The 22,893-nt window shown below is 71.9% G+C and carries 21 protein-coding genes and 1 pseudogene; 15 read left to right on the top strand and 7 right to left on the bottom strand.

The window, feature by feature from the left end; all coding sequences use genetic code 11:
• Both DLJ58_RS33740 and DLJ58_RS01780 read left to right on the top strand, forming a co-directional pair.
• Positions 1-453 (top strand): annotated as a pseudogene (locus DLJ58_RS33740) (hypothetical protein); the annotation flags it as partial.
• A gap of 59 nt (positions 454-512) precedes the next feature.
• Positions 513-1,136 carry a phosphatase PAP2 family protein gene (locus DLJ58_RS01780; RefSeq protein ID WP_124853549.1) on the top strand — a complete coding sequence of 208 codons (624 nt, stop codon included), beginning with the start codon at positions 513-515 and terminating at the stop codon, positions 1,134-1,136.
• A 97-nt stretch (positions 1,137-1,233) separates the two neighbouring features.
• Here the strand turns inward: DLJ58_RS01780 and DLJ58_RS01775 are convergent, their stop codons facing one another.
• From DLJ58_RS01775 to DLJ58_RS01765, 3 genes are read right to left on the bottom strand one after another with little or no spacing between them, the layout of a single operon-like run.
• Positions 1,234-2,457, bottom strand: a complete 1,224-nt coding sequence (locus DLJ58_RS01775) for a hypothetical protein (protein ID WP_124853548.1) — start codon at positions 2,455-2,457, stop codon at positions 1,234-1,236.
• 57 nt (positions 2,458-2,514) lie between these two features.
• Complete coding sequence (locus DLJ58_RS01770) at positions 2,515-4,200, bottom strand: GTPase (RefSeq protein WP_124853547.1); 1,686 nt, start codon at positions 4,198-4,200, stop codon at positions 2,515-2,517.
• The gene (locus DLJ58_RS01765) at positions 4,197-6,017 is read right to left on the bottom strand and encodes a GTPase domain-containing protein (protein WP_124853546.1); all 1,821 of its coding nucleotides are present in this window, start codon (positions 6,015-6,017) and stop codon (positions 4,197-4,199) included. The genes DLJ58_RS01770 and DLJ58_RS01765 overlap by 4 nt, the downstream gene beginning before the upstream one ends.
• A 220-nt stretch (positions 6,018-6,237) precedes the next feature.
• Here DLJ58_RS01765 and dnaK point away from each other — a divergent pair, with 220 nt between their 5' ends.
• From dnaK to DLJ58_RS01740, 5 genes are all read left to right on the top strand, one after another.
• Positions 6,238-8,118 (top strand): molecular chaperone DnaK, encoded by a 1,881-nt coding sequence (dnaK, locus tag DLJ58_RS01760; protein WP_124853545.1) that lies wholly within the window; start codon positions 6,238-6,240, stop codon positions 8,116-8,118.
• Between the two features lie 48 nt (positions 8,119-8,166).
• A complete protein-coding gene (gene grpE / locus DLJ58_RS01755; RefSeq protein WP_124853544.1) occupies positions 8,167-8,922 on the top strand; it encodes a nucleotide exchange factor GrpE in 756 nt (251 codons plus the stop codon).
• An 85-nt stretch (positions 8,923-9,007) separates the two neighbouring features.
• A complete protein-coding gene (gene dnaJ / locus DLJ58_RS01750) occupies positions 9,008-10,189 on the top strand; it encodes a molecular chaperone DnaJ (RefSeq protein ID WP_124853543.1) in 1,182 nt (393 codons plus the stop codon).
• Positions 10,190-10,219: 30 nt separating this feature from the next.
• On the top strand, positions 10,220-10,660 hold the full coding sequence (locus tag DLJ58_RS01745; RefSeq protein ID WP_030332087.1) for a heat shock protein transcriptional repressor HspR: 441 nt from the start codon (positions 10,220-10,222) through the stop codon (positions 10,658-10,660).
• A gap of 136 nt (positions 10,661-10,796) precedes the next feature.
• Positions 10,797-10,991 carry a hypothetical protein gene (locus DLJ58_RS01740; protein WP_091396197.1) on the top strand — a complete coding sequence of 65 codons (195 nt, stop codon included), beginning with the start codon at positions 10,797-10,799 and terminating at the stop codon, positions 10,989-10,991.
• A gap of 489 nt (positions 10,992-11,480) precedes the next feature.
• Here DLJ58_RS01740 and DLJ58_RS01735 read toward each other — a convergent pair whose 3' ends face one another.
• Entirely contained in the window at positions 11,481-11,912 is a 432-nt protein-coding gene (locus DLJ58_RS01735; RefSeq protein ID WP_124853542.1) for a hypothetical protein, read from the bottom strand.
• Between the two features lie 265 nt (positions 11,913-12,177).
• On the opposite strand from DLJ58_RS01735, the gene DLJ58_RS01730 reads away from it, so the two are divergent.
• The gene (locus DLJ58_RS01730; RefSeq protein ID WP_208740783.1) at positions 12,178-12,546 is read left to right on the top strand and encodes a GNAT family N-acetyltransferase; all 369 of its coding nucleotides are present in this window, start codon (positions 12,178-12,180) and stop codon (positions 12,544-12,546) included.
• On the opposite strand, the gene DLJ58_RS01725 is transcribed toward DLJ58_RS01730, so the two are convergent.
• From DLJ58_RS01725 to DLJ58_RS01715, 3 genes are all read right to left on the bottom strand, one after another.
• On the bottom strand, positions 12,535-13,749 hold the full coding sequence (locus DLJ58_RS01725) for a cation:proton antiporter (protein ID WP_124853540.1): 1,215 nt from the start codon (positions 13,747-13,749) through the stop codon (positions 12,535-12,537). The genes DLJ58_RS01730 and DLJ58_RS01725 overlap by 12 nt on opposite strands.
• Positions 13,750-13,754: 5 nt before the next feature.
• On the bottom strand, positions 13,755-14,255 hold the full coding sequence (locus DLJ58_RS01720; RefSeq protein ID WP_030332098.1) for a cation:proton antiporter regulatory subunit: 501 nt from the start codon (positions 14,253-14,255) through the stop codon (positions 13,755-13,757).
• Between the two features lie 283 nt (positions 14,256-14,538).
• Positions 14,539-15,675: an epoxide hydrolase family protein gene (locus tag DLJ58_RS01715; protein WP_124853539.1), complete on the bottom strand. Its 1,137-nt coding sequence runs from the start codon at positions 15,673-15,675 to the stop codon at positions 14,539-14,541.
• 84 nt (positions 15,676-15,759) lie between these two features.
• Here DLJ58_RS01715 and DLJ58_RS01710 point away from each other — a divergent pair, with 84 nt between their 5' ends.
• The 7 genes from DLJ58_RS01710 to DLJ58_RS01680 form a co-directional block, all read left to right on the top strand.
• Positions 15,760-16,404 carry a TetR/AcrR family transcriptional regulator gene (locus tag DLJ58_RS01710; RefSeq protein WP_124853538.1) on the top strand — a complete coding sequence of 215 codons (645 nt, stop codon included), beginning with the start codon at positions 15,760-15,762 and terminating at the stop codon, positions 16,402-16,404.
• A gap of 85 nt (positions 16,405-16,489) precedes the next feature.
• Positions 16,490-19,081 carry an ATP-dependent chaperone ClpB gene (gene clpB, locus DLJ58_RS01705; protein ID WP_124853537.1) on the top strand — a complete coding sequence of 864 codons (2,592 nt, stop codon included), beginning with the start codon at positions 16,490-16,492 and terminating at the stop codon, positions 19,079-19,081.
• 177 nt (positions 19,082-19,258) lie between these two features.
• Entirely contained in the window at positions 19,259-19,885 is a 627-nt protein-coding gene (locus DLJ58_RS01700) for a DUF4178 domain-containing protein (RefSeq protein WP_124853536.1), read from the top strand.
• A 1-nt stretch (position 19,886) separates the two neighbouring features.
• Entirely contained in the window at positions 19,887-20,399 is a 513-nt protein-coding gene (locus tag DLJ58_RS01695; protein WP_124853535.1) for a DUF2617 family protein, read from the top strand.
• Positions 20,396-20,821, top strand: coding sequence for a DUF4247 domain-containing protein (locus DLJ58_RS01690; RefSeq protein ID WP_124853534.1), 426 nt, complete (start codon positions 20,396-20,398; stop codon positions 20,819-20,821). The genes DLJ58_RS01695 and DLJ58_RS01690 overlap by 4 nt, the downstream gene beginning before the upstream one ends.
• A gap of 34 nt (positions 20,822-20,855) precedes the next feature.
• Positions 20,856-21,278 carry a DUF350 domain-containing protein gene (locus DLJ58_RS01685; RefSeq protein WP_124853533.1) on the top strand — a complete coding sequence of 141 codons (423 nt, stop codon included), beginning with the start codon at positions 20,856-20,858 and terminating at the stop codon, positions 21,276-21,278.
• A 52-nt stretch (positions 21,279-21,330) separates the two neighbouring features.
• Positions 21,331-22,893: polyamine aminopropyltransferase (locus DLJ58_RS01680; RefSeq protein WP_124853532.1), on the top strand; the 1,563-nt coding region annotated here is incomplete at its 3' end.

Below are 22,893 nucleotides of genomic sequence, written 5' to 3'. Positions count from 1 at the left end.
CCCCCGCCCGTCGCTCCACCGCCGCCCACCGACCCGACCGACCCGAACGACCCGACCGACCCGTCGGACCCGGACCCGACCGACCCGACCGATCCGCCGGACCCGGACCCGACCGACCCCGACCCGACCGATCCGCCGGACCCGGACCCGACCGACCCGGACCCGACCGGCTCGGCCGATCCCGATCCCGATCCGACCCTGACGGTGGACCCGACGCCCACGCCGGACCCGACGCTGGGGCCGACACCCACTCCGACCGACGACGCGACCGCGACCGCCGTGCCGACCAGCACCCGGTCCGTCCCGGCCCCCACACCCACGCCGTCCCCTTCACCGACCCGTCGGCCCGGCCCGGCGATCCCGTCGCCGTCGGCCGTCGCCTCGACGCCCGGCGTCAGGCCCGCGCCGCTGGCCGGACCGACGTATCCTGCGGGTTGGCCGGCGGTACGGTGACGATCAGGCGCGGCCCGTCCGGCGGCGTTCGGCGGTAGGCGCGTACCGGAGGGGGTGGCGTGGGCGGCGGTGCGGAACCCCGCCCGGTGACCACCCGGCCCGGCCCAGGGTTGCGGATCGCCCGGCTGGTCACCGAGGTGACCGCCCCGGCGGTGCTCGTCTCGTTGCTGATCATCACGGTGAGCTGGCACAGCGCCAGCCGTCCCGGTCAGGGCCTCGTCTGGGGTCTGCTCGCCACTCTCTTCGTCACCGGCATTCCGTTCGCCTACATCGTCGGCGGGGTACGCCGTGGCCGGCTCACCGACCACCACGTCGGCCGCCGGGAGCAGCGCCGGGCGCCGCTGCTGGTCGGCCTCGGTTCGGTGGCGGCGGGGCTCGCCCTGCTCGCCGTGCTCGGCGCGCCCCGTCCGGTGCTGGCACTGGCGGTGTCCGGCCTCGTCGGCCTCGTCGTGGCCGTGTCGGTCAGCCACTGGTGGAAGATGTCGATCCACTCGGCGGTGGCGGCCGGCACGCTGGTCATCCTGATGCTGACCTTCGGAACGCGGCTGGTCGTCGCCGTACCGCTGCTGGCGGTGGTCGGCTGGTCCCGGGTACGGCTGCGGGACCACACGGTGGCGCAGGTACTGACCGGAGGTGCGCTCGGCGCCCTGATCGCCGCGGTGATCTTCGGCCCGCTGCGCTAGCCCGGCCCAGGGCGGGCGGTGTGCCGCTCGGCCCCTGGCGGGCTAGCGCAGCGGGCCCAGGGCGGGCGGCGCGTGGCCGCCCACCCCTCGGACGCCGTCAGGCGCCGTCGTCGGCGAGGCGGTGGCGGTTCGCCTCGATCCACGCGTCCAACGCGGCGGGGTCGTCCGGGTCCACCCCGTCGGCCATCAACTGCGCCACCGCGGCGGTGGCCGCACTGCGCCGCTCACCGGTCGAGTAGAGGCGGGCGAACTCCGGCACCATCTCCTCGATCGCCTCGTCCGTGCGCGTCGCCGCCGCCTCGGGCAGCCCGCGCTGGCGCGACGCGTACCGCGCCCAGGCCCGCAGCACCCGGGGGAGCATCGCCGCGTCGTCCATGTCCAGCACGGCCCGGCGGTGCACCCAGTCGAGCAGGAAGAGCCCGGACACCGCGGGACTCCAGCGCATCGGATCGGCGTCCGGGAAGCTCGCCGAGTGGTCCAGCAGCAGGCTCAGGCAGAAGTGCAGGGAGGCCAACTCCGGGCCGTCGACGGCGTCCAGCCCGAAGCGGGCGGCCTCCGGCGCGGCGAGGAACCGTCGGACCAGGTCGGTGCGCTCGGCCGCGGAGAGCGGCTCGACCTCCGCCGGACCGGTCGGGTCGGCCGCGGTGGGCAGCATCGCCAGCCGGGCCCCGACCAGTGCTCGGTCGGTGGCGAGTGACCCTTCGCCGGGCAACTCGCCCAGGTCGTCGGTGACCGCCAGATGGCGGGCCACCTCGCCCCGGAACCGGGCTGGATCCTCGGTACGGAACCAGGTCAGCTCGTCGTCGGCGCACATCTGCCGGACCTGGTCCAGGATCCGTTCGGCCGGCCCGCCCACGAAGATGTCCTTGGTTATCCCGATGTTGTGGTCCACCAGGGCCACCAGCGCGTGCTCCGAGCCGCCGGACTCGTCGTCGTAGGCGAAGGTGGCGAGGTAGGAGGTCTGGTCGCCGTACACGTCGCCATACGCCCAGGTGCCGGTGAGGTGCACCCGGCCGAGCTGGGCCGTCCAGGTGGGTGCCTGGCTGCCCGGGCGCACCCGATCGGTGCCCTCGGCGGTCGGGACGAGCGTGGCGAAGACCTGCCGGATGGTGGTCGCCGCCGCGATCCTGCGGCGGGCGGTGGCGGCGAGGAAGCCAGTGACGAACTCCCGTACGGCGGCGTCGCGGTCGGTCTCCGCGATCGCGTAGACACTGCCCAGCAGGGCGCTGCCGAGCATCTCGGCGTCGAGAGCGGACTCCAGCTTGGTCACGTCGCGTGCGGCGTGCAGCACCGCGTCGTAGGGGGTCTGAGGCGTGGCCATGCTCCGACCCTACGCCGACTGAGGCGTACGCAGAGCGGTAGCGAGCCGTGCGGAGCGTCAGCGGCGTGCGGCGTCCCGCAGCGCGTCGCGTGCCTGCGCGTACGAGCTGAGCACGATCCGTACCGGGGTCAGCACGTACTCGTCGCCCACCTGGGCGACCCGTGCCGTCAGCCGCTGGTCGGCGCGGGCCCGGGCGCGCCGGGCGGCCCAGCGCACCACCGGCCGGGTCAGCGCCGCCACCAGCAGCCCGGCCAGCAGGCCGCCGAGCAGCAGTACGGTCGGCAGCGGCACCTGGCCGACCATCGGGTTGTCCAGCGCGGGCAGGCCGAGCGCCCGCAGCGCGTAGCCGAGCACCAGCCAGCCCAGCCCGACCACGGCGGCGAGGGTGACCAACCACTGCACACCGCCGACGAACCGCCACCACAGCGGGCGACGGTCGAGGCCGAGGTCGGTGCCGGCGATCGTGCGATCCAGGGCGTCCGGCAGGTCGCCGAGGCGGGACCGGGCGGCGGAGGTCACCGCGCCGGGCCAGGCGGCGGGCAGATCGGCGGCGGCCCGGTCGGCCACCGCGCGGATGGCGAGACCGAGCGCCGAGCGCTGGGCGGCCGTCGGGTCCGGTACCGAGGTGGCCGCCACCAGGCTCTCCGCCGGGTCGGCCTGGTCTCCGGTGGGGCCGGGCAGGTGCAGCCGACGCAGCGGGTCGGGCCGCAACCGCCGCCAGCCCCGCACCACGGGCCAGCCGGTGGCCGCGCCGGCCCGGTGCCGGTACGCGCGCTCCACGGCCTCGGTCACCGCCGGCACCCCGGCCGCCCCGGCCAGCGCCCGGTTCAGCCCGTTGACGGCGGTGTCGTCCGGCCCGCCCGGCGGCCGGGCCGAACCGACCAGCTCGTCCAAGCCGGCGACGATCGTGTCGACGTCACCCGCGAGCCGCCGCAACGCGGCCTGCCGCTCGGCGACCGTGCGCTCCAGCGCGTTGCGCAGCCCGACCATCCCGGCCGGATCGATGGCGGTGGTGGCCAGCAGGGGCACCCCGGTCAACCCGTCGGTGTCGAGCAGCCGACGCAGGTCGTCCAGGACCCGGGGCACCTCGGCCGGGGGCAGCCGGTCGGCCTGGTTGAGCACGACCAGGGTGACCTCGCGGTGCCTGTGGAACTCGCGCAGGTAGCTGTCGTGGATGACCCGGTCGGCGTACTTCTGCGGGTCGACCACCCAGACCACCTGGTCGACCAGGCCCAGGAGTCGGTCCACCTCGAGCCGGTGCGATCGCTGCACCGAGTCGAAGTCGGGCAGGTCGAGCAGGATCAGCCCGTGCAGGGCCGTCTCGTCGTCCGCGTCCAGGGCGCTCTCCCGGACGAAGCGGTGTCGGGGCAGTACGCCGATCCAGTCGAGCAGATGGTTGGCGCCCTCCAGCGGCCCCCACACGCAGGCGTGGGTGACGCCGGTGGTCGGCCGGCGGACCCCGACCGGCGAGAGCTCCAGTTGGGCCAACGCGTTGAAGAGGCTGGACTTGCCGCTGCCCGTGGCACCGGCCAGGGCGACCACGGTGTGGTCCCGGGACAGCGCGAGTCGGGTGCCGGCCCGTTCGACCAGGGTGTGCGCGGGCACCAGGTCGGAGTCCGGCAGCAGACCGTCCACGGCGGTCAGGAACCGGCGTACCGCGTCCAGGCGGGCGATCAGCGCGTCGGCGTCGACCCGCTGGTCCCCGCGGAACACCTCGCGTACCCGGCCGGCGATGTTGCTCACCGGGAACCCTCCTCGTCGGCGGCGGACAGGCCGCTGCGGTGCCGGGCCAGCTCGACCCGGCCGGCGGCCCGGCGCAGCCCGTCGCCGGCGTCCTCGGCGGGGCGGGCCTCGGCGGTGCGGCTCAAGAAGCGGTCGGCCTCCGCGTCGAGCAGCGTCCGCACCCGGTCCAGCAGGTCGGTGCGGGCCTTGGCGGCGAGGGTACGCACCGCCTGGTCGCCGAAGATCGCCTGGAGGACGGCCTGTGCGGCGACCGTGGTGCCGGCCCCGGTGGCCAGCTCCAACCCGGTCGGGATGAACGCGGTGGAGGCGAAGACGGCGATCATCACGGCCAGCCCGGTGGCGTTCACCGCGTACGCGGCGGTGCGGGCCACGAACCGCTTGTCACCGCCCTCGACCCGGACCAGTTCCAGCACTCCGCGCTGCCAGTCCCGGACCATGCGCTCGGCGCGTTCGGGTAGGTCGTCGCTCGGGTGGGCGAGCGCCGGATCGAGCAGCCCGGCGCCGGCCGGGTGTGCCTTCCACCCGGTGTACGCGGACTCGGCGGCCTCCGAGGCCACCCCGCGCAGCAGCGTCACCAGTTGGGACTCGATGGCGTTGCGCAGCTCGACTGCGGGCGCCGGCCGACCGGTGACGGCGGCCACGACCCGGTCCCGGAGGCGGCCGATCCGTGCCTCCAGCGTGCGGAACAGCTCGCCGGTGCCGACGAACTCCTGCCAGCGGGCGAGCACCTCACCCCGGAGCAGCCGGCCGTCCTGGAGCCCCTGCTCGACGGTTCGCTCGGCACCCCGGTACGCGGCCCGGACCCGTTCGTCCAGACCGTCGGCGGCGTCGAGCTGCTCGTCGGCGGCGTCGGCCAGATCCTCCACGGCGGGGTGGAGTGCGGCCAGCGCCCCGTCGAGAGTCTGGCGGACCACCGCCGCCCGCGCGTCCACGTCGGCGGCCAACCGGGCGAACCAGTCGGCCAGTGGGGCGGTGACCCCCTCGGGCAGCAGCCCCTGACCGTCGACCCAGGTCTCGGGCAACACGAACAGCGGCGCCCGGCCGAGGTCCTGCTCGGCGAGCATCTCGGTCAGGTGCGCGGCGATCTCGTCGGTGGCCTCGGCGGGCACCCGGTCCAGCACCATGGCGATCACCGCGCCGCGCGTCCGGGCACTGCGCAGCAGCTCCCAGGGCACCGCGTCGGCGTACCGGGCGGCGGTGGTGACGAAGAGCCACAGATCGGCGGCGGCCAGCAGCTGGGTGGCGAGCGCCCGGTTGGCGTCGACGACCGAGTCGATGTCGGGCGCGTCGAGGAAGGCCAGCCCGGCGGGCAGGGCCGGGGCGGTGACGAGGTGCAGGGCGCGCGGATCGTCGCTCGGCTCGGTGGTGCGGGTCAGCCCGGGCAGGAGGTCACCCTGCCGGAACCAGGCCGCGTCGGACGGGTTGCAGACCAGTACCGGGGAGCGGGTGGTCGGCCGGAGCACGCCAGCGGCGCTGACCCGGGCCTTGACCAGGCTGTTTACCAGGGTCGACTTGCCCGCGCCGGTGGAGCCGCCGACCACCACGAGCAGTGGGGCGTCCAGCCGGGCGAGGCGGGGCAGCAGGTAGTCGTCGAGTTGGTCGGTGAGTGCGGCGGCGGTGTGCCGGGCAGAGTTGGCAGAGGGCAGCGCGAGGGGATACCGGGTCGCGCCGATCGCCTCCCGGAGGCCCGTCAGTGCGCCGGGGAGGCTGTCGTCCCCGGTGGTGGCGGGCGGCTCCTCCGCGGCGTCCGGCGGGTCGGTACGGGCTGCGACGGCGGGCGCACCGGAACGGGTGGCGGGATCGCCGTGCGTCGTCACCGCTAAAGCGTGCCCGACCGATGCAAGGGAAGACAACCGGACGGTAATAACGGCTGGGTTGCGTCGGGTTGACTCAAGTCAACTTGACGATTGGCCAACGCGTGGCACTATTGAGTCAAGTTCACTCAACTTGTGGTGGGGCCCGCTGCGGGCGGTGCTCGCCAGCAGCCCACGGGCGACGCCCGTCACCTGCACAACCTTACGAAGCGAGGAAGCGAAGATGGCACGTGCGGTCGGTATCGACCTCGGCACGACGAACTCCTGCGTCAGCGTTCTCGAGGGCGGTGAGCCCACCGTCATCGCCAACGCTGAGGGGTCGCGGACGACTCCTTCGATCGTCGCGTTCGCCCGTAACGGCGAGGTGCTCGTCGGTGAGGTCGCCAAGCGCCAAGCGGTGACCAACCCGGACCGGACGATCCGGTCGGTCAAGCGGGAGGTCGGCACGAACTGGTCCGTCGACATCGACGGCAAGAAGTACACCCCGCAGGAGATCTCGGCCCGGACGCTGATGAAGCTCAAGCGGGACGCCGAGGCGTACCTGGGCGAGCAGATCACCGACGCGGTGATCACCGTTCCGGCCTACTTCAACGACAGCCAGCGCCAGGCCACCAAGGAGGCCGGTGAGATCGCCGGCTTCAACGTGCTGCGGATCGTCAACGAGCCGACGGCTGCCGCCCTGGCGTACGGGCTGGACAAGGGCTCCAAGGAGCAGACCGTCCTGGTCTTCGACCTCGGTGGCGGCACCTTCGACGTGTCGCTGCTGGAGCTGGCCGAGGGCGTCGTCGAGGTCAAGTCGACGAGCGGTGACAACCAGCTCGGTGGCGACGACTGGGACCAGCGGATCATCGACCACCTGGTCAAGACGTTCCGTGGTGAGCACGGCATCGACCTCTCTCAGGACAAGATGGCCCTCCAGCGGCTCCGCGAGGCCGCCGAGAAGGCGAAGATCGAGCTGTCCGCCGCCACCACCACCAACATCAACCTGCCGTACATCACCGCCGGCGCGGCCGGCCCGCTGCACCTCGACGTGACGCTCAGCCGCGCCGAGTTCCAGCGGATGACGCAGGACCTGCTGGACCGTTGCAAGGGCCCGTTCGAGCAGGCCGTGAAGGACGCCGGGATCAAGATCTCCGACGTCGAGCACGTCATCCTCGTCGGCGGTTCGACCCGGATGCCCGCCGTGACCGACCTGGTCAAGCAGCTCACCGGTCGCGACCCCAACAAGGGCGTCAACCCGGACGAGGTGGTCGCCGTCGGCGCCGCTCTCCAGGCCGGTGTGCTCAAGGGTGAGGTCAAGGACGTCCTGCTGCTCGACGTGACCCCGCTGAGCCTGGGCATCGAGACCAAGGGCGGCATCTTCACCAAGCTGATCGAGCGCAACACCACCATCCCGACCAAGCGTTCCGAGGTCTTCACCACGGCGGACGACAACCAGCCGTCGGTGCTGATCCAGGTGTTCCAGGGTGAGCGGGAGATCGCGGCGTACAACAAGAAGCTCGGCACCTTCGAGCTGACCGGCCTCCCGCCGGCGCCGCGCGGCGTGCCGCAGATCGAGGTCGCCTTCGACATCGACGCCAACGGCATCGTCAACGTGCACGCCAAGGACCTGGGCACCGGCAAGGAACAGAAGATGACGATCACCGGCGGCTCCTCGCTGCCGAAGGACGACATCGAGCGGATGCGCCGGGACGCCGAGGAGCACGCGGAGGAGGACAAGCGCCGCCGCGACGACGCCGAGACCCGCAACGTGGCCGAGGCGCTCCAGTGGCAGACCGAGAAGTTCCTCGCCGAGAGCGGCGACAAGCTGCCCAGCGAGAACCGCGAGCAGCTCAACGAGGCGCTCGGCGAGCTGCGTGGCGCCCTCGGCGGTCAGGACATCGAGAAGATCAAGTCGGCGCACGAGAAGCTGGCGCAGGTCTCCCAGCAGGCCGGTTCGCTGCTCTACTCGTCTCAGGCCGAGCAGGGTCAGCAGCCGGGTGCCGAGCCGGGCCCGGGTGCGACTGGCGCGACCGGTGCGACCGGCGCCCAGACCGGCGCACAGGCCGGCGGCCCCGACGACGTGGTCGACGCGGAAATCGTGGACGAGGACGGCAAGAAGTGACTGTCGGCCTCCGACACGTTTCCACCGCGAAGGGGATGAGGTAGCCGCATGACGCAGAAGCCACGAGCCGCCGACCCGGGCGACACCGGGTCGACGCCGGGTGGCTCCGCGACCACGGAGCCGACCGGCGACGGGGAGCGGGTCGTCATCCGCAACAACCGCAAGCTCGTCGACACCGCCGAGCCGGAGGGGACCGCCGCCGACGCGGAGACCGGTGTGCCGGCCGAGGGTCTGGTCGAGGACGCCGAGGTCGTGGTCGACGAGATCGAGGTCGAGGTCAACTCCACCGACGGGCCGGAGCCGTCCGGTCCGCCGGTGGTGGACGCCCCGGCGCAGCCGGTGGACGGCGGCGGCGCGGGCATCTCGCTCGGCGCCGAGCTGGAAGCGCTCCGGGCCGAGCTCGACGAGCGGACCAGGGACCTGCAGCGGGTGTCGGCGGAGTACGCCAACTACCGCAAGCGGGTCGACCGCGACCGCAGCCTCGTACAGGAGCAGGCGACCGGCTCGGTGCTGGCCGCGCTGCTGCCGATCCTGGACGACCTGGACCGGGCCCGGGAACATGGCGACCTGGTCGGGCCGTTCGGCACGGTGGCGGAACAACTCACCACCGCGCTGGGCAAGTTCGGCCTGAACGCCTTCGGCGAGCAGGGCGACCCGTTCGATCCGACCCGGCACGAGGCGGTCGCGCACCAGACCTCGGCCGACGTCAGCGAGCCGACCTGTGTACAGGTCATGCGACGCGGCTACCAGCTCGGTGAGCGGCTGCTGCGCCCCGCGCTGGTCGCGGTCGCGGATCCGGAATAGTGCCAGACAGTGACCGGGCCGTCCCGCCCACCGCTCAGCGGTGGGCGGGACGGCCGGGCCACCAGGGTCGGAAGGAGGTGGACCGGTGAGTTCGAAGGACTGGATCGAGAAGGACTTCTACGCCGTGCTCGGCGTGGACAAGGCCGCCTCCGCGGATGACATCAAGAAGGCGTACCGCAAGGTGGCCCGGGAGTCGCACCCGGACCACAACCCGGGCGACCCGAAGGCCGAGGAGCGGTTCAAGGCCGCGTCCGAGGCGTACAACGTGCTCTCGGACAGTGGTCGCCGTCGCGAGTACGACGAGATGCGTTCGCTCTTCGGCTCGGGCGCGTTCCGGCGCAACGCCCGGGGCGGGGGTCAGCCGGGCGGCATGCCGTTCGACGTGTCCGACATGTTCGGCGGCGGCGGGGGCGGTGATCGTCGCTTCGGCGGCGCCGGCTTCCAGGACCTGTTCAGCTCGATCTTCAGTGGCGGTCAGGCCGGTGGGCAGGCCGCGCCACGCGGTCCGGCCCGTGGTCGGGACGTGGAGACCGAGGTGGCGCTGGACTTCGGCGACGCGGTGCGTGGGGTGACGCTGCCCCTGACGCTGCGCGCGCCGGGGGTCTGCGACACCTGCCACGGCAACGGGGCCAAGCCCGGCACCCAGCCGCGTACCTGCCCGGTCTGTCATGGTGCCGGCGTGACCACCCGCAACCAGGGGTCGTTCAGCTTCTCCGAGCCGTGCCGCAACTGCCAGGGCGTCGGCACCGTGGTCGAGGAGAAGTGCCCGGAGTGCCACGGCAGCGGCGGTGTCACCAAGACCCGCACCATGAACGTGCGCTTCCCGGCTGGTGTGGCCGACGGTCAACGCATCCGGCTGGCCGGGCGTGGCGAGCCGGGCGAGCGCGGTGGCCCGGCTGGCGACCTCTTCGTGCACGTCAAGGTTCGGCCGGACGAGCTGTTTGGGCGTACCGGGGACGACCTGACGCTGACCGTGCCGGTCACCTTCGCGGAGGCCGTGCTCGGCACTGACCTGCGGGTGCCCACGCTCGACGGTGCGATGACCCTGCGGGTGCCGCCGGGGACGCCGAGCGGGCGGGTGCTGCGGGCCCGGGGCAAGGGTGTGGTCCGACGCGACGGGCAGGCCGGTGACCTGCTGGTCACGCTGGACGTGGTGGTGCCGGCCCGGTTGTCGGACGAGGCGCGCACGGCGCTGGAGTCGTTCGCCGAGCAGACCCCGCCGGCAGCCCGGGAACATCTCGACGCACGGGTGCGTCGAGTCAGTTAGTCCGGTGGAATGGACGCGGAGGTGAGCGGGATGTCGGGCGAGTTCCTCGGTTCGGGCGACCCTGCCTACGAGGCCAAGGTGCTGATGATCTCGGTAGCGGCACGGATGGCGGGGATGCACCCGCAGACCCTGCGCCAGTACGACCGACTGGGGCTGGTGCAGCCCGGCCGGGCCGCTGGTGGCGGGCGTCGCTACAGCGTCCGCGACGTGGTGCTGCTGCGCGAGGTGCAGCGGCTCAGCCAGGACGACGGGATCAACCTGGCCGGCGTCAAGCGGATCATCGGGCTGGAGCGGCTGCTGGAGCAGGCGCAGCAGCGGGTGGCCCGGCTGGAGGCGGAGCTGGACGCCGCGTACCGCCGCGTGGCGGAGCTGGAGTCGTTGGCCCGCTTCCCGGGCCGGGATCTGGTGCCGACCAACCGCACCTCGACCGCCCTGGTGGTGTGGCGCCCCCGCCGAACGCCCGATCGCTGACCTGCCACTCACCCGGATCTGTCTTCTCGGCCCGGACCGCGCTGGATTCCCGGCGCGGTCCGGGCCGCTTCGGTTAGCCTGTCGATAAGGGTCCAATCCGCTTAATCCGGACCTACCGGCATGGCGAGGGGGAGCGATGGCGGAACCCGCGAAGAAGGTGGCCCAGCAGACCGAGGACCGGTTGGAGAACCTGGCCGAGACCGTCCGCGAGAAGTTCGACAAGGTGACCGAGGGGACCTACCGGGACCGGATCATCGGGGGCCGGTTCGCCGAGGACGGCGACCACGCCGGCGAACGGGGCCGAGCCGAGACGGAACGCAAGCAGGATTGACCGGTGACCGACGTGCGGGCCGGGACCCACGGGGGGTCCCGGCCCGTTCGCCTTATCGGCGGTCCCCGCCCGCGGCCGTAATCGGGGGTCCCAGCCCGCGGCCGTAATCGGGGGTCCCAGCCCGTTCGCCGTTATCGACCGCGGACTGGTGACGCCGCCTCCTGGGCGTCGGGCCGACGCGCAGGTCCTTTCGAGCTGAATCGTTTACGACATCACGTCGCACCTCTGCTTTGACCGACCTCGACCGATCCTGGCCGGGCCGACCTCGACCGATCCTGGTCGGGCTGGGCGGAGCGATCCTGGCCGGGCCGACCTCGACCGATCCTGGTCGGGCTGGGCGGAGCGATCCTGGCCGGGCCGACCTCGACCGATCCTGGTCGGGCTGGGCGTGAATCGTTTGCGACAGCAGCTCCAAAGGGCCGCGAACAGCACCGCCAACCCGCAGCCGCTGGCGAGGCAGCCGCTGGCGAGGGAGCCGCCTGAGCGGTCTCAGCCGAGGCGGCGGTTCTCGCGGACCAGGCCGCCCTCGCACCAGTCCCGGTAGATGAAGAGGTCCGGTCGGGCCAACAGCACCCGGCCGTTGTGCGCCCAGACCTTCATCAGTTCGTCGCCGTCACGCTCGGCCTGTTCGACGAGCTTGCGGAAGCGGCGCTTGGGGTGGGCGCGGAAGTTCGTCCGGATGCCGTCGGCCGCGTAGATGTAGAGGCAGTGCAGCGCGAAACGTCGGGCCGGGCAGCTTGGATCCATCGCCAACTCGAAGAGCGTCAACACCAGCCGGTCGCCGGAGACCAGCAGGTCCCAGTCCGGTGGCATCGAGGCCAACGGCACCGAATCGGGCTTGTACGCCCAAGCTCGCAACTCCGCCGGAGTCGGATCGACGGGGTTGGCGAAGCCGTGGAACGTCGACTCCTGCACGCTCACCGGCCAACCTTCCGCTCTCGCCCGCGTTTGGCAACGCTGCCTGCGGACCCTGGCTGCTGGGGCGAAACGGTAACCCGCCGTCGGGTGCTGCGGTAGTACCCGTGAGGAGCAATTCCGCAACCGTTGGCATGGGCGGGTCCACTGCATCGACGGCCCAGCCGATGATGCTCCTATGACAATCCATGTTCGACGGTTACAGGGGGGCGCCCAAGCCCAGTTCGTCGAGGGGCTGGAGTGGCTTTTCGCCCCTCCCGGCAGCCGTCCCGTGGATTGGGACCGCGACCGCGCCGTCGAGCGGACCGCGCAATTGCTCGCCCACGAAGACGTCGTCGCACTCTTCGAGGCGCGATCGGATGAGGATCAGTTGGTCGGCGTGGCCAGCGTCTACGTGGACATCCTCTCGGTGCGCTTCGGCCGTCGGGCTTCGATCGAGGATCTCGCTGTGCATCCCGAGTGGCGTTCCCGGGGTGTCGGCTCCAACCTCCTGGCGGCGGCCAGGGCGTGGGCGCACGAACAGGGCGCCGACTACGTCTTCCTGGAGTCCGGCCTCGCCCGGACCGAGGCGCACCGGTTCTACCGTCGCGAGGGTGCGACCCACGCCGCCGCGGCGTTCAGGTGGAGCTCAGAGCGCTGAGTCGACGACCGGGATCGGCTCCCGCCGTTGGGCCGCCGCGCGGTTGCGCAGCCACCGCTTGAACCACGGGAAGTCCGGCAGCCGGGCCAGGATCGGCCCGGTCACCACGGTGATCAGGACGTACGTCGCGGCCAGCGCTGCCAACCGCGGCTCGACGCTCCCGGCAGCCACCGCGAGACCGGCGATGACGATGGAGAACTCACCTCGGGGTACGAGTGCCAGGCCGGTCCGCCATCGACCGGGTTCCGCGATGCCGACCCGGCGGGCGGCGAGGTAACCGGTGAGCGTCTTCGTCGCCATGGTGACCACTGCCAACGCGAGCGCCGGCAGCAGCACCGGCGGGATGTCCTGTGGGTTGGTGACCAGGCCGAAGAAGACGAAGAACACCGCCGCGAAGAGGTCCCGCAGCGGCGAGAGCAGCTCGGTCGCGTGGTGCGCCACCGGGCCGGAGAGCGCGATGCCGACCAGGAACGCGCCGACCGCCGCCGACACCTGAAGCTTTGCCGCGAGCCCGGCGATCAGCAGGGTCAGACCGAGTACGCCGAGTAGCAGCGCCTCCGGGTCCTTCGCCGACAGGGCCGAGGAGATCAGGTGGCCGTACCGGATGGCGACCACCAGCACGAGCAGCACCGTGCACACCGCGACGGTGAGTGCGATGCCGCCACCGAGCAGGCCGGTGCCGGCCAGCACCGCGGTGACCAGTGGCAGGTAGAGCGCCATCGCCAGGTCCTCGATCACGAGGACCGAGAGGATCACCGGGGTTTCCCGGTTACCGAGTCGTCCCAGGTCGGCGAGGACCTTGGCGATCACGCCGGAGGAGGAGACCCAGGTGATGCCGCCGAGCACCAGGGCGGCGACCCAGTCCCAGCCGAGCAGCAGGGCGAAGGCCGCGCCGGGCAGCGCGTTGAACACGCCGTCGATCAGCCCGGCCGGGGCTGCCGAGCGGAGGTTGCCGACCAGTTCGTTGGCCGAGTACTCCAGACCGAGCATCACCAGCAGCAGGATGACGCCGATCTCGGCGCCGACCGCGAAGAACTCCTCGCTGGCCGCGAGCGGGAGTAGCCCGCCGTGCCCGAACGCGAGCCCAGCGAGCAGGTAGAGGGGAATGGGCGAGAGGCCGAAACGCCGGCTCAGCCGGCCGAGGAGCCCAAGCAGCAGTAGCAGCGCGCCGACTTCGACGAGCAGAGTGGTGGAATCGTGCATCCGCCTCAGCCGTCCGGGTCACTGTCGGCGAGGATGGCGGACACGCCGTCGAGACCTCTACGGGTCCCGACAACGACCACCACATCGCCGGCCGCGAAGCGGAAGGAGGGGAGTGGCGAAACAATCACTTCGCCTTCGCGCAGCACCGCCACGATGGAGGCGCTGGTGCGGGTACGCGCCTTGGTGTCGCCGAGCTTCCGATTCACGTACGGCGAGCCGGCCGTGATGGCGATCTGCTCGGTGAGCAGACCGGCGGCCTGCTCGCGAAGCCCGGAGAGTTGGCCGAGCATCAGCGACGCGCCGAGGATGTCGGCCAGAGCCTCGGCCTCGTCATCGGTCAGCGGAATGTCCGACTGGCAGGCGTCGGGGTCGTCGGGATCGTAGAGAACGAGATCACGGCGGCCGTTGCGGTGGGAAACGACGCCCAGGCGGCGTCCGGACTCCGTCACCAGATCGTGACGTACCCCGATCCCGGGTAAGGCGGTCTGCTCGACACGTACTCGCACCCTCCAAGGCTACCGCCTCATGAACAAAGCGCAGATCTTGGAGGGACAGCCCTCCTCGGGCCTGCCCGGACGTAGCTCAAAAGCCATGATCGAGTCGATTTCATCGAAGTCGGGGTATCCGGCGCGGCGGGACGCCCCGACTTCCTGAAAGCCGAGTGGATCAACCGCCCCGGGCGCCGAGGGTCGGGCGCGCCGGGGCCTGGGGCGGCCACGCCAGGCACCGGGGGCCGGACGCGCCGGTGCCCGCGTCGGCAGTGCGGCGCGGGCACCCGGAGACGCGTAGTCAGCGGAGGCTGGCGAAGAATTCGCGGATGTCAGCGACCAGCACCTCGGTGGCCTGGTGGGCTGCGTAGTGGCCGCCGACGTCGCCTCGGCCGTCGACGTCGGTCTCATACGCCGTCCACCGGACGATGTTCGCGTGGTCCCGCTCGGCGAAGCGGCGGATGGACTGGAAGTCGCCGGGGAACATGGCCAGCGCGGTCGGAGTGGTGGTCGGCTCGGTCGGCGGCTCGCCGGCGTGTGCGTCCTCCCAGTAGAGCCGCATGGCCGAGGCGACGGTGCCGGTGAACCAGTAGAGCGCCACATTGGCGAGCACGAAGTCGGCGTTCAGGCTCTCGTCGAAGAGTTGGGCGTTCCAGGCAAGCAGCCCCACCGGTGAGTCGGCCAGCGCGAACGCCAGGGTCTGCGGCTGCTGACTGTGCACCTGGTTGAAGGAGAACTTGTTCTCGTAGAACCACTGAAGGTGCCCGAGCGCGGCCTGGTCGGCCTCGGAGAGCCCGGCGAACTCGGCCGGATCGCCGGAGGGGAACGAGAAGAGTTGGGTGACGTGTACGCCGAGCACCCGCTCCGGATCGACCCGGCCCAGCTCCGGCGCGATCATCGAGCCGGCGTCGTTGCCGACCGCGCCGTAGCTGTCGTACCCCAGTCGGTCCATCAGCTCGGCCCAGGCGCGGGCGATGCGGAACCGGTTCCAGCCGGCGCCGCGGGTCGGACCGGAGAAGCCGAAGCCGGGCAGTGACGGGACGACCACGTGGAAGGCCGGCGCGTCCGGGTCGGCCGGCTCGGTGAGCGGGGCGATCACGTCGAGGTACTCCAGCACCGAGCCGGGCCAGCCGTGGGTGAGCACCAGCGCCGTGGCGTCCGGCCGGGACGACCGGACGTGCAGGAAGTGGATCTGCTCGCCGTCGATCTCGGTGACGAACTGCGGGTGAGCGTTCAGGCGGGCCTCGACGGCACGCCAGTCGAACCCGCCTCGCCACCGGTCGACGAGGTCGTGCACCCGGTCGTTGCTCATCCCGTACGAGTCGCCGGCGCCGGGCAGGTCGGCGGGCCAGAGGGTGCGGTCCAGCCGGGCGGTCAGGTCGTCGAGGGCGGTCTGCGGGATCTGGACGCGGAAGGGGCGGATCGCGGTGTCGCTCATGCTGAACTCCTTCGGAACGGAATGTTTCGTTCTGCAATCACCATAGCAGAGCGGAACGGTCCGTTCCACTGTTAGGCTTGGGGCATGTCAACGACTTCCGGCAAGACGCTGGGCGGTCGCCGCGCCCAGGCCGCCCGCAACGACGAGGTCATCCTCGAAGCCGCCCGCGCCGTCTTCCTCGACGACCCGAAGGCCCCGATCGCCGCCGTCGCGGAGCGCGCGGGCGTCGGCATCAGCGCCCTCTATCGGCGCTACGCGGGCAAGGAGGACCTGCTGCGCCAGCTCTGCCACGACGGGCTGCGCCGGTACGTCGCGGAGGCTGAGACCGCCCTCGACGAGCCGGACGACTGGGCCGCGTTCACCGGCTTCCTGGCCCGGGTGGTCGACGCCGACGTGCACTCACTCACCGTCCACCTGGCGGGCACCTTCACCCCGACCGAGGAGATGGGCCGGGACGCGATGCGCGCCGGCGAGTTGGCCACCGCCCTGGTCGACCGGGCCCACGCCAGCGGGCGGCTGCGCCCCGACGCTGTCGTACACGATCTGGGGTTGTTGTTGGAGGCGTGCGCCGCGGTCCGCGTACCCGATCCGGAGCGGACCCGCCAACTGCGCCGCAGGCAGCTCGCGGTCCTGCTGGCCGGCCTGTCGTCGGTGCCGGACGCGGACCCGCTGCCCGGCCCGCCCCCGGCGGCCGGCGAGTTCGACTGGCGGTGGCGGCTCCGGGAGTGATGGGCGTCACGCGCTAAGGTTGAGCGGAATACGCTCAACTCTGGTTGTGTCCAACCCAATGGACAACGCCGATCCGGGGGAGCCCATGAACACCGAAAGACTCACCACCAAGAGCCGCGAAACCATCACGGGCGCTGTCGCGCTGGCCAACCAGCGTGGTCACGCCACCGTGGAGCCCTGGCACCTGCTCCTGTCACTCCTGGACACCGACGGCTCGACCGCCACCGGCCTGCTGCGCGCCGTCGGGGCCGACCCGACCGAGCTGCGCCAGGCCACCCAGCGCGCGGTCGACAACCTGCCGGCCGCGCGCGGCTCCAGCATCGCCGAGCCGACGTTGGCTCGGGAGTTCGTCAACGCCATCGGAGCCGCCGAGCAGATCGCCCGGCCGTTGGGCGACGAGTACACCTCCACCGAGCACCTGCTCGCCGGTCTGGCCCGGGTGGGCGGAGCGGTGTCCGGCGCGTTGAAGGCCGCCGGTGCCACCGAGGAGGCCCTGATCGCCGCCTTCCCGACCGTTCGCGGTGGGGACCGTCGGGTCACCACCGCCGACCCCGAGCAGACCTACCAGGCCCTCACCAAGTACGGCGTCGACCTCACCGCCAGCGCCCGGGACGGCAAGATCGACCCGGTCATCGGCCGGGACTCCGAGATCCGTCGGGTCATCCAGGTGCTCTCCCGGCGTACCAAGAACAACCCGGTGCTGATCGGTGAACCCGGCGTCGGCAAGACCGCGATCGTCGAGGGCCTGGCTCAGCGGATCGTCACCGGTGACGTGCCCGAGTCCCTGCGCGACAAGAAGCTGATCTCGCTGGACCTCGGCGCGATGGTCGCCGGCGCGCAGTACCGGGGCCAGTTCGAGGAGCGGCTGAAGTCCGTCCTGGAGGAGATCAAGAACTCCAACGGGCAGGTCATCACGTTCCTCGACGAGCTGCACACCGTCGTCGGCGCCGGCAAGGGCGAGGGCTCGATGGACGCCGGCAACATGCTCAAGCCGATGCTGGCCCGTGGTGAGCTGCGGATGGTGGGCGCCACCACGCTGGACGAGTACCGCGAGCACATCGAGAAGGACCCGGCGCTGGAGCGCCGTTTCCAGCCGGTGCTGGTCGGTGAGCCGACCATCGAGGACACCATCGGCATCCTGCGCGGGCTCAAGGAGCGCTACGAGGTGCACCACGGCGTACGGATCACCGACGCCGCTCTGGTGGCCGCCGCGACACTGTCCGACCGTTACATCACCGACCGGTTCCTGCCGGACAAGGCGATCGACCTGGTCGACGAGTCCGCGTCCCGGCTCCGGATGGAGATCGACTCGCGTCCGGTCGAGGTGGACGAGATCGAGCGGGCGGTCCGCCGCTTGGAGATCGAGGAAATGGCCCTGGCCAAGGAGCCGGACGCCGCCTCGGCCGAGCGGTTGGAGCGGCTCCGCAAGGAGTTGGCCGACAAGCGTGAGCAGCTCACAGTGCTCTCCGAGCGTTGGCAGACGGAGAAGAGCCACATCACCAAGCTCTCCACCGCCAAGGAGGAGCTGGAACGCCTCGGCGGTGAGGCCGAGAGGGCCGAGCGGGACGGCGAGCTGGAACGCGCCGCCGAGCTGCGCTACGGCCGGATCCCCGCACTGAAGGTCGAGCTGAAGCAGGCCGAGGAGGAGCTGGCTCAGCTCCAGGCCGACGGCGCGATGCTCAAGGAGGAGGTCGGCGCGGACGACATCGCCGCGGTGGTCGCCTCCTGGACCGGCATCCCCGCCGGCCGCCTGCTGGAGGGTGAGACGGCCAAGCTGCTGCGGATGGAGGAGTCGCTGGGCGGCCGGGTGGTCGGCCAGACCGAGGCGGTCGGCGCGGTCTCCGACGCGGTACGCCGTGCCCGGGCCGGTATCGCCGACCCGGATCGCCCGACCGGCAGCTTCCTCTTCCTCGGTCCCACCGGCGTCGGCAAGACTGAGCTGGCCAAGGCCCTCGCCGAGTTCCTCTTCGACGACGAGCGGGCCATGGTCCGCATCGACATGAGCGAGTACGGCGAGAAGCACTCGGTAGCCCGCCTGGTCGGTGCCCCGCCCGGTTACGTCGGTTACAACGAGGGTGGTCAGCTCACCGAGGCGGTACGCCGACGGCCGTACTCGGTGGTGCTGCTCGACGAGGTGGAGAAGGCCCACCCGGACGTCTTCGACGTGCTGCTCCAGGTGCTCGACGACGGCCGGCTCACCGACGGCCAGGGTCGCACTGTGGACTTCCGCAACGCGATCCTGATCCTCACGTCCAACCTGGGGTCGTCGGTGATCAGCGACCTGACGCTGGCCGACGAGCAGCGCCGGGAGGGCGTGCTGGCCGTGGTCCGGTCGCACTTCAAGCCGGAGTTCCTCAACCGGCTGGACGACATCGTGGTCTTCGCCTCGCTGCGCGGGGACGACCTGCGCTCCATCGTCGACATCCAGTTGAACCGGATGCGAAACCGTCTTGCGGACCGCCGGTTGGCACTGGACGTCACCGAGTCCGCCCGTCAGTGGCTGGCCGAGCACGGCTACGACCCGATCTACGGTGCGCGCCCGCTCCGTCGTCTGGTCCAGACCGCAATCGGAGACCAACTGGCGAAGGCCCTCCTGTCCGGTCAGATCCGCGACGGCGAGACGGTGAAGGTGGATCGCGCCACCGAAACCAGCACCCTCTCCGTAACCGCCGCCTGATCCGTCGCACCCGGGCCGATCCCGCCTCGCAGGCGGGGTCGGCCCGACCCGTTCTCCGCCCCCACCGGCGTTCCATCGGGACGCTGCGTAGCTGCCGCATCACCAGACAATGATGTGTTTCTCCAGGTGCGCGGGGTTGTTACCGTTCCCGCCGACGCACTTGGGGAGGTGGTCGGCATGAATGGTCCCGTGGCGTACCTGGTGACGACGCTGGGGTGTCTGATCGGAGTCGCCGGGGTCGTGGTCGCGGTGGTGGCCCTGCGCAAGGGCCGCAAGGCCGCCCGGCCGGCGGCACCCGCAGACCCGTTCCGGGACACCGACAGCGACGCGCTCCGCGGCGACCCGCGCCGGCTCAAGCCCGGCGACATCGTCGAGATCCGCCGGGTGTCGTACGCGGTCCGGGGCTCGGTGCATCTGAATGAGGGCGGCTGGAGCTGGGCCGAGCACCTGCTGGACACCGTCGAGGGCGACAAGCGCTGGCTCTCCGTGGAGGAGGACCCGGACCTGGAGCTGGTGCTCTGGACCGCCGAGCCGGCCGCCACGATCACCCCGGGTGCGTCCACCCTCGACTTTGCCGGCCGTCGCTACGCCTCGGAGGAGTCCGGTCAGGCCCGCTTCACGGCCACCGGGAGCACCGGCCTCGACCCCAGTGGCACCCTTCGATACCACGACTACCGGGCCCAGGGCGGCGAACGGCTTTCCTTCGAGGCGTACGGCCAGGCCGGCTGGGAGGTCGCCCGGGGCGAGCAGTTGCACCGCGCCGACGTGATGGTGTACCCGCAGGCCGGGCCGGAGGCCAGCTGACGTGTTGGTGAGCCTCCACACCCCGTACGTCGACACCTGCGCCGCCGACCTGAGCCTGGCACTCGGCGGCCCGGAGCGGCCCGCGTTGCACGTCCGCGACCTCACGCTGCCCGGGGACGTCCGGCTGCGGCTGCGCCTGCTCGGCGCGTCCCACCAGGTCGTACTGGCCGAACCCGGCGGTGCGGCCGCACTCACCGAGACGGTCGCCTGCCTGCCTGGTCGGCCGCCGCACCTGCCCGGCGCCCTGCACGACGAGGCGGGCGGCTACCGCTTCACCGCCAGCGTGCTGCGCCCCGCCGACGGGGAGTTGCACACCCGGATCGCCGGGCTCCGCGCCGACCTGGCCGACGACCCGTACGCCCTGGTCGGAGTCTTTCCCGGTGACCCGGACGCGGTCACCGCACTGGCCGTGCGCACCGACCTGCCGCACGGGTCGGTCGGCTGGCGTACCTGGCACGCGTACCCCCAGACCAATGAGCTGGTCCTGACCGAGACGGTGGTGGCACTGCGATGACATACCGACGCTGGTTCGTGGTGGGCGCGGCGGTGGCCGTGGTCGGCGTGCTGGTCGCGGCCTTCGCGCTCGTCAACGGCACCTTCTCCCCGCGCGCCTACGTGCAGGACAGGTACTCGCGAGCGGCCAGCCGGGACATCGGCCGGGAAGCGACCGCGTACACCTCGTCCAAGTCACCGACCACTGTCGCCGAGGAACTGACCGACGCGTGGAAGCCGTCCGACCGGTACACCGACAGCAGCGGCGTCTACCTGCGCTACGACGACGACTCGGTGGTGATCCTGCCGATCGCCGCCGGCTCGGTGATCCTGCTCGAGGACATGGACACCGCTCACCCCCGCTACCACTCGACCGTCGGGTCGTACTGGGGTTGGGGACGCGGCAACAGCGTTCGGGGCGGCGGCCCCGGCACCGGCAAGTAGTCCGACGCCCGACCCCTTCACCTGGAGCCCCTCCGTGCAGAACCTCGTCACCGATCTGCTGGCCACCCTCGCCTTCGGCGCGGTCGGCGTCGTCCTCATGGGCGTCGGCTACGCGCTGGTCGACCTGACCACCCCCGGCAAGCTCCACGAACTGATCTGGAACGAGCGCAACCGCAACGCGGCGCTGCTGCTCGCGTCCAACCTGCTCGGCGTCGGCACCATCGTGGTCGCGGCGATCGTCGCCAGCGACGACGACTTCGCCCTGGGGCTGGTCGGCGCGGCGGCGTACGGGATCGTCGGCCTGGTCATCATGGCCGCCGCGTTCCTGCTGCTCGACGCGGTGACCCCGGGCCGGCTCGGCGAGCTGCTGGTCGACCCGGAGCCGCACCCCGCCGTGTGGGTGTCGGCAGTGGTGCACCTGGCCACCGGCGCGATCATCGCCGCCGCGATCCTCTGATGACCGGGGGTCCGCGACCGGGCGGTGCCGGCCGGCCGTACCCGGGGCGGCCATGAGCACCGGGGCGCCGCCGGTGGTCGACGGCGGCACCGAGGCCCGGCCGCACTGGCGGCTGGCCCGCGCGGGGGTGCTGGTCGCGGTCTTCGTCTGCGCCGCCTGCGGGCTGGTCTACGAGCTGGCCCTGGTCGCGCTCGGCAGCTACCTGATCGGCGACACCGTCGGGCAGGCGTCGATCGTGCTCGGCGTGATGGTCTTCGCGATGGGGGTCGGCGCGCTGGTCGCGAAGCCGTTGCAGCCCCGGGCCGCCGCTGCGTTCGCGGTGATCGAACTGACCCTGGCCCTGCTCGGTGGTCTGTCCGTGCTCGGCCTCTACGCCGCCTTCGCCTGGCTCGACCTGTACGGCCCGGCGCTGGTCGGCACCGCCTTCGTGCTGGGCCTGCTGATCGGCGCGGAGATTCCGCTGCTGATGGTGATGCTTCAGCGCATCCGCGAACAGGCCGCCGGCAGTGCGGTGGCCGACCTGTTCGCCGCCGACTACGTCGGCGCGCTGCTCGGCGGGCTCGCCTTCCCGTTCCTGTTGATCCCCGTCTTCGGTCAGCTCAAGGGTGCCCTGGTGGTCGGCGCGGTGAACGCGGTGGCCGGTCTCGCCCTGGTCTGCACGGTGTTCCGGAGGGAACTGAGCCGCCGGGCCCGGCTCGTCCTCGGCGCCGGCTCGGTCGTGGTCGCGCTCTGCCTGGGGTACGCCTGGGTGACCGCCGCCGACTTCGAGGTGACCGCCCGGCAGCAGCTCTACCGGGACCCCGTTGTGTACGCCGAACGCTCCCGTTACCAGGAGATCGTGCTGACCCGGTCGGTTCGGGAGGTCGGCCACGCCGACACCGACCTGCGGTTGTTCCTCAACGGTGATCTCCAGTTCAGCTCGGTCGACGAGTACCGCTACCACGAGGCGCTGGTGCATCCGGCGATGCGCGGCCCGCGCGGCGACGTCCTGGTTCTCGGTGCCGGCGACGGCCTCGCCGTCCGGGAGATCCTGCGGTACCCGGACGTCCGCCGGGTGACAGTGGTCGACCTCGACCCGGCGGTGGTGGCGCTGGCCACTACAGTGCCGCAGCTGCGGGCGCTCAACGGCGGCTCGCTCGACGACCCCCGCGTACGGGTGCTGAACACTGACGCGTTCGGCTGGCTGCGTACCGCCGCCGAGCGCTTCGACGTGGTGGTCGCCGACCTGCCCGACCCGGACGAGACGGCCACCGCCAAGCTCTACACCGTCGAGTTCTACGCGCTGATCAGGTCGGTGCTCGCCGAGCAGGGACGGCTGGTGGTGCAGTCCGGCTCGCCGTACTTCGCACCCCGCTCATACTGGTCGATCGATGCGTCGGTGCGGGAAGCCGGCTTCGCCACAGTGCCGTACCACGTCGACGTGCCGTCCTTCGGCGACTGGGGTTTCCTGCTCGCCACGGCGGGAACCGTCCCGCCGGTGCTGGAACTGCCGGCCGACGCGCCCCGGCTGCGTTTCCTCGACCCGGGCGTGCTGCGGGCGGCGGCGGCCTTTCCCCCCGACCGCGCCCGCCTGAACGTGCCCCCCAGCACCCTCCTCCAACCGAGGGTCCTCGAC

Source organism: Micromonospora arida (assembly GCF_003857035.1).
Taxonomy (GTDB): domain Bacteria; phylum Actinomycetota; class Actinomycetes; order Mycobacteriales; family Micromonosporaceae; genus Micromonospora; species Micromonospora arida.
Note: the sequence above shows the minus strand (reverse complement) of the source record. Positions and strands in the feature narration are given on the sequence as shown.

What these genes read in the sequence shown, in the direction of transcription:
- DLJ58_RS01700 (WP_124853536.1), top strand. Translation starts at nt 19,259, where the DNA reads ATGAATGGTCCCGTGGCGTACCTGGTGACGACGCTGGGGTGTCTGATC.
- DLJ58_RS01710 (WP_124853538.1), top strand. Translation starts at nt 15,760, where the DNA reads ATGTCAACGACTTCCGGCAAGACGCTGGGCGGTCGCCGCGCCCAGGCC.
- DLJ58_RS01690 (WP_124853534.1), top strand. Translation starts at nt 20,396, where the DNA reads ATGACATACCGACGCTGGTTCGTGGTGGGCGCGGCGGTGGCCGTGGTC.
- DLJ58_RS01725 (WP_124853540.1), bottom strand. Translation starts at nt 13,749, where the DNA reads ATGCACGATTCCACCACTCTGCTCGTCGAAGTCGGCGCGCTGCTACTG.
- DLJ58_RS01740 (WP_091396197.1), top strand. Translation starts at nt 10,797, where the DNA reads ATGGCGGAACCCGCGAAGAAGGTGGCCCAGCAGACCGAGGACCGGTTG.
- dnaK (WP_124853545.1), top strand. Translation starts at nt 6,238, where the DNA reads ATGGCACGTGCGGTCGGTATCGACCTCGGCACGACGAACTCCTGCGTC.
- grpE (WP_124853544.1), top strand. Translation starts at nt 8,167, where the DNA reads ATGACGCAGAAGCCACGAGCCGCCGACCCGGGCGACACCGGGTCGACG.
- DLJ58_RS01745 (WP_030332087.1), top strand. Translation starts at nt 10,220, where the DNA reads ATGTCGGGCGAGTTCCTCGGTTCGGGCGACCCTGCCTACGAGGCCAAG.
- clpB (WP_124853537.1), top strand. Translation starts at nt 16,490, where the DNA reads ATGAACACCGAAAGACTCACCACCAAGAGCCGCGAAACCATCACGGGC.
- DLJ58_RS01715 (WP_124853539.1), bottom strand. Translation starts at nt 15,675, where the DNA reads ATGAGCGACACCGCGATCCGCCCCTTCCGCGTCCAGATCCCGCAGACC.
- DLJ58_RS01775 (WP_124853548.1), bottom strand. Translation starts at nt 2,457, where the DNA reads ATGGCCACGCCTCAGACCCCCTACGACGCGGTGCTGCACGCCGCACGC.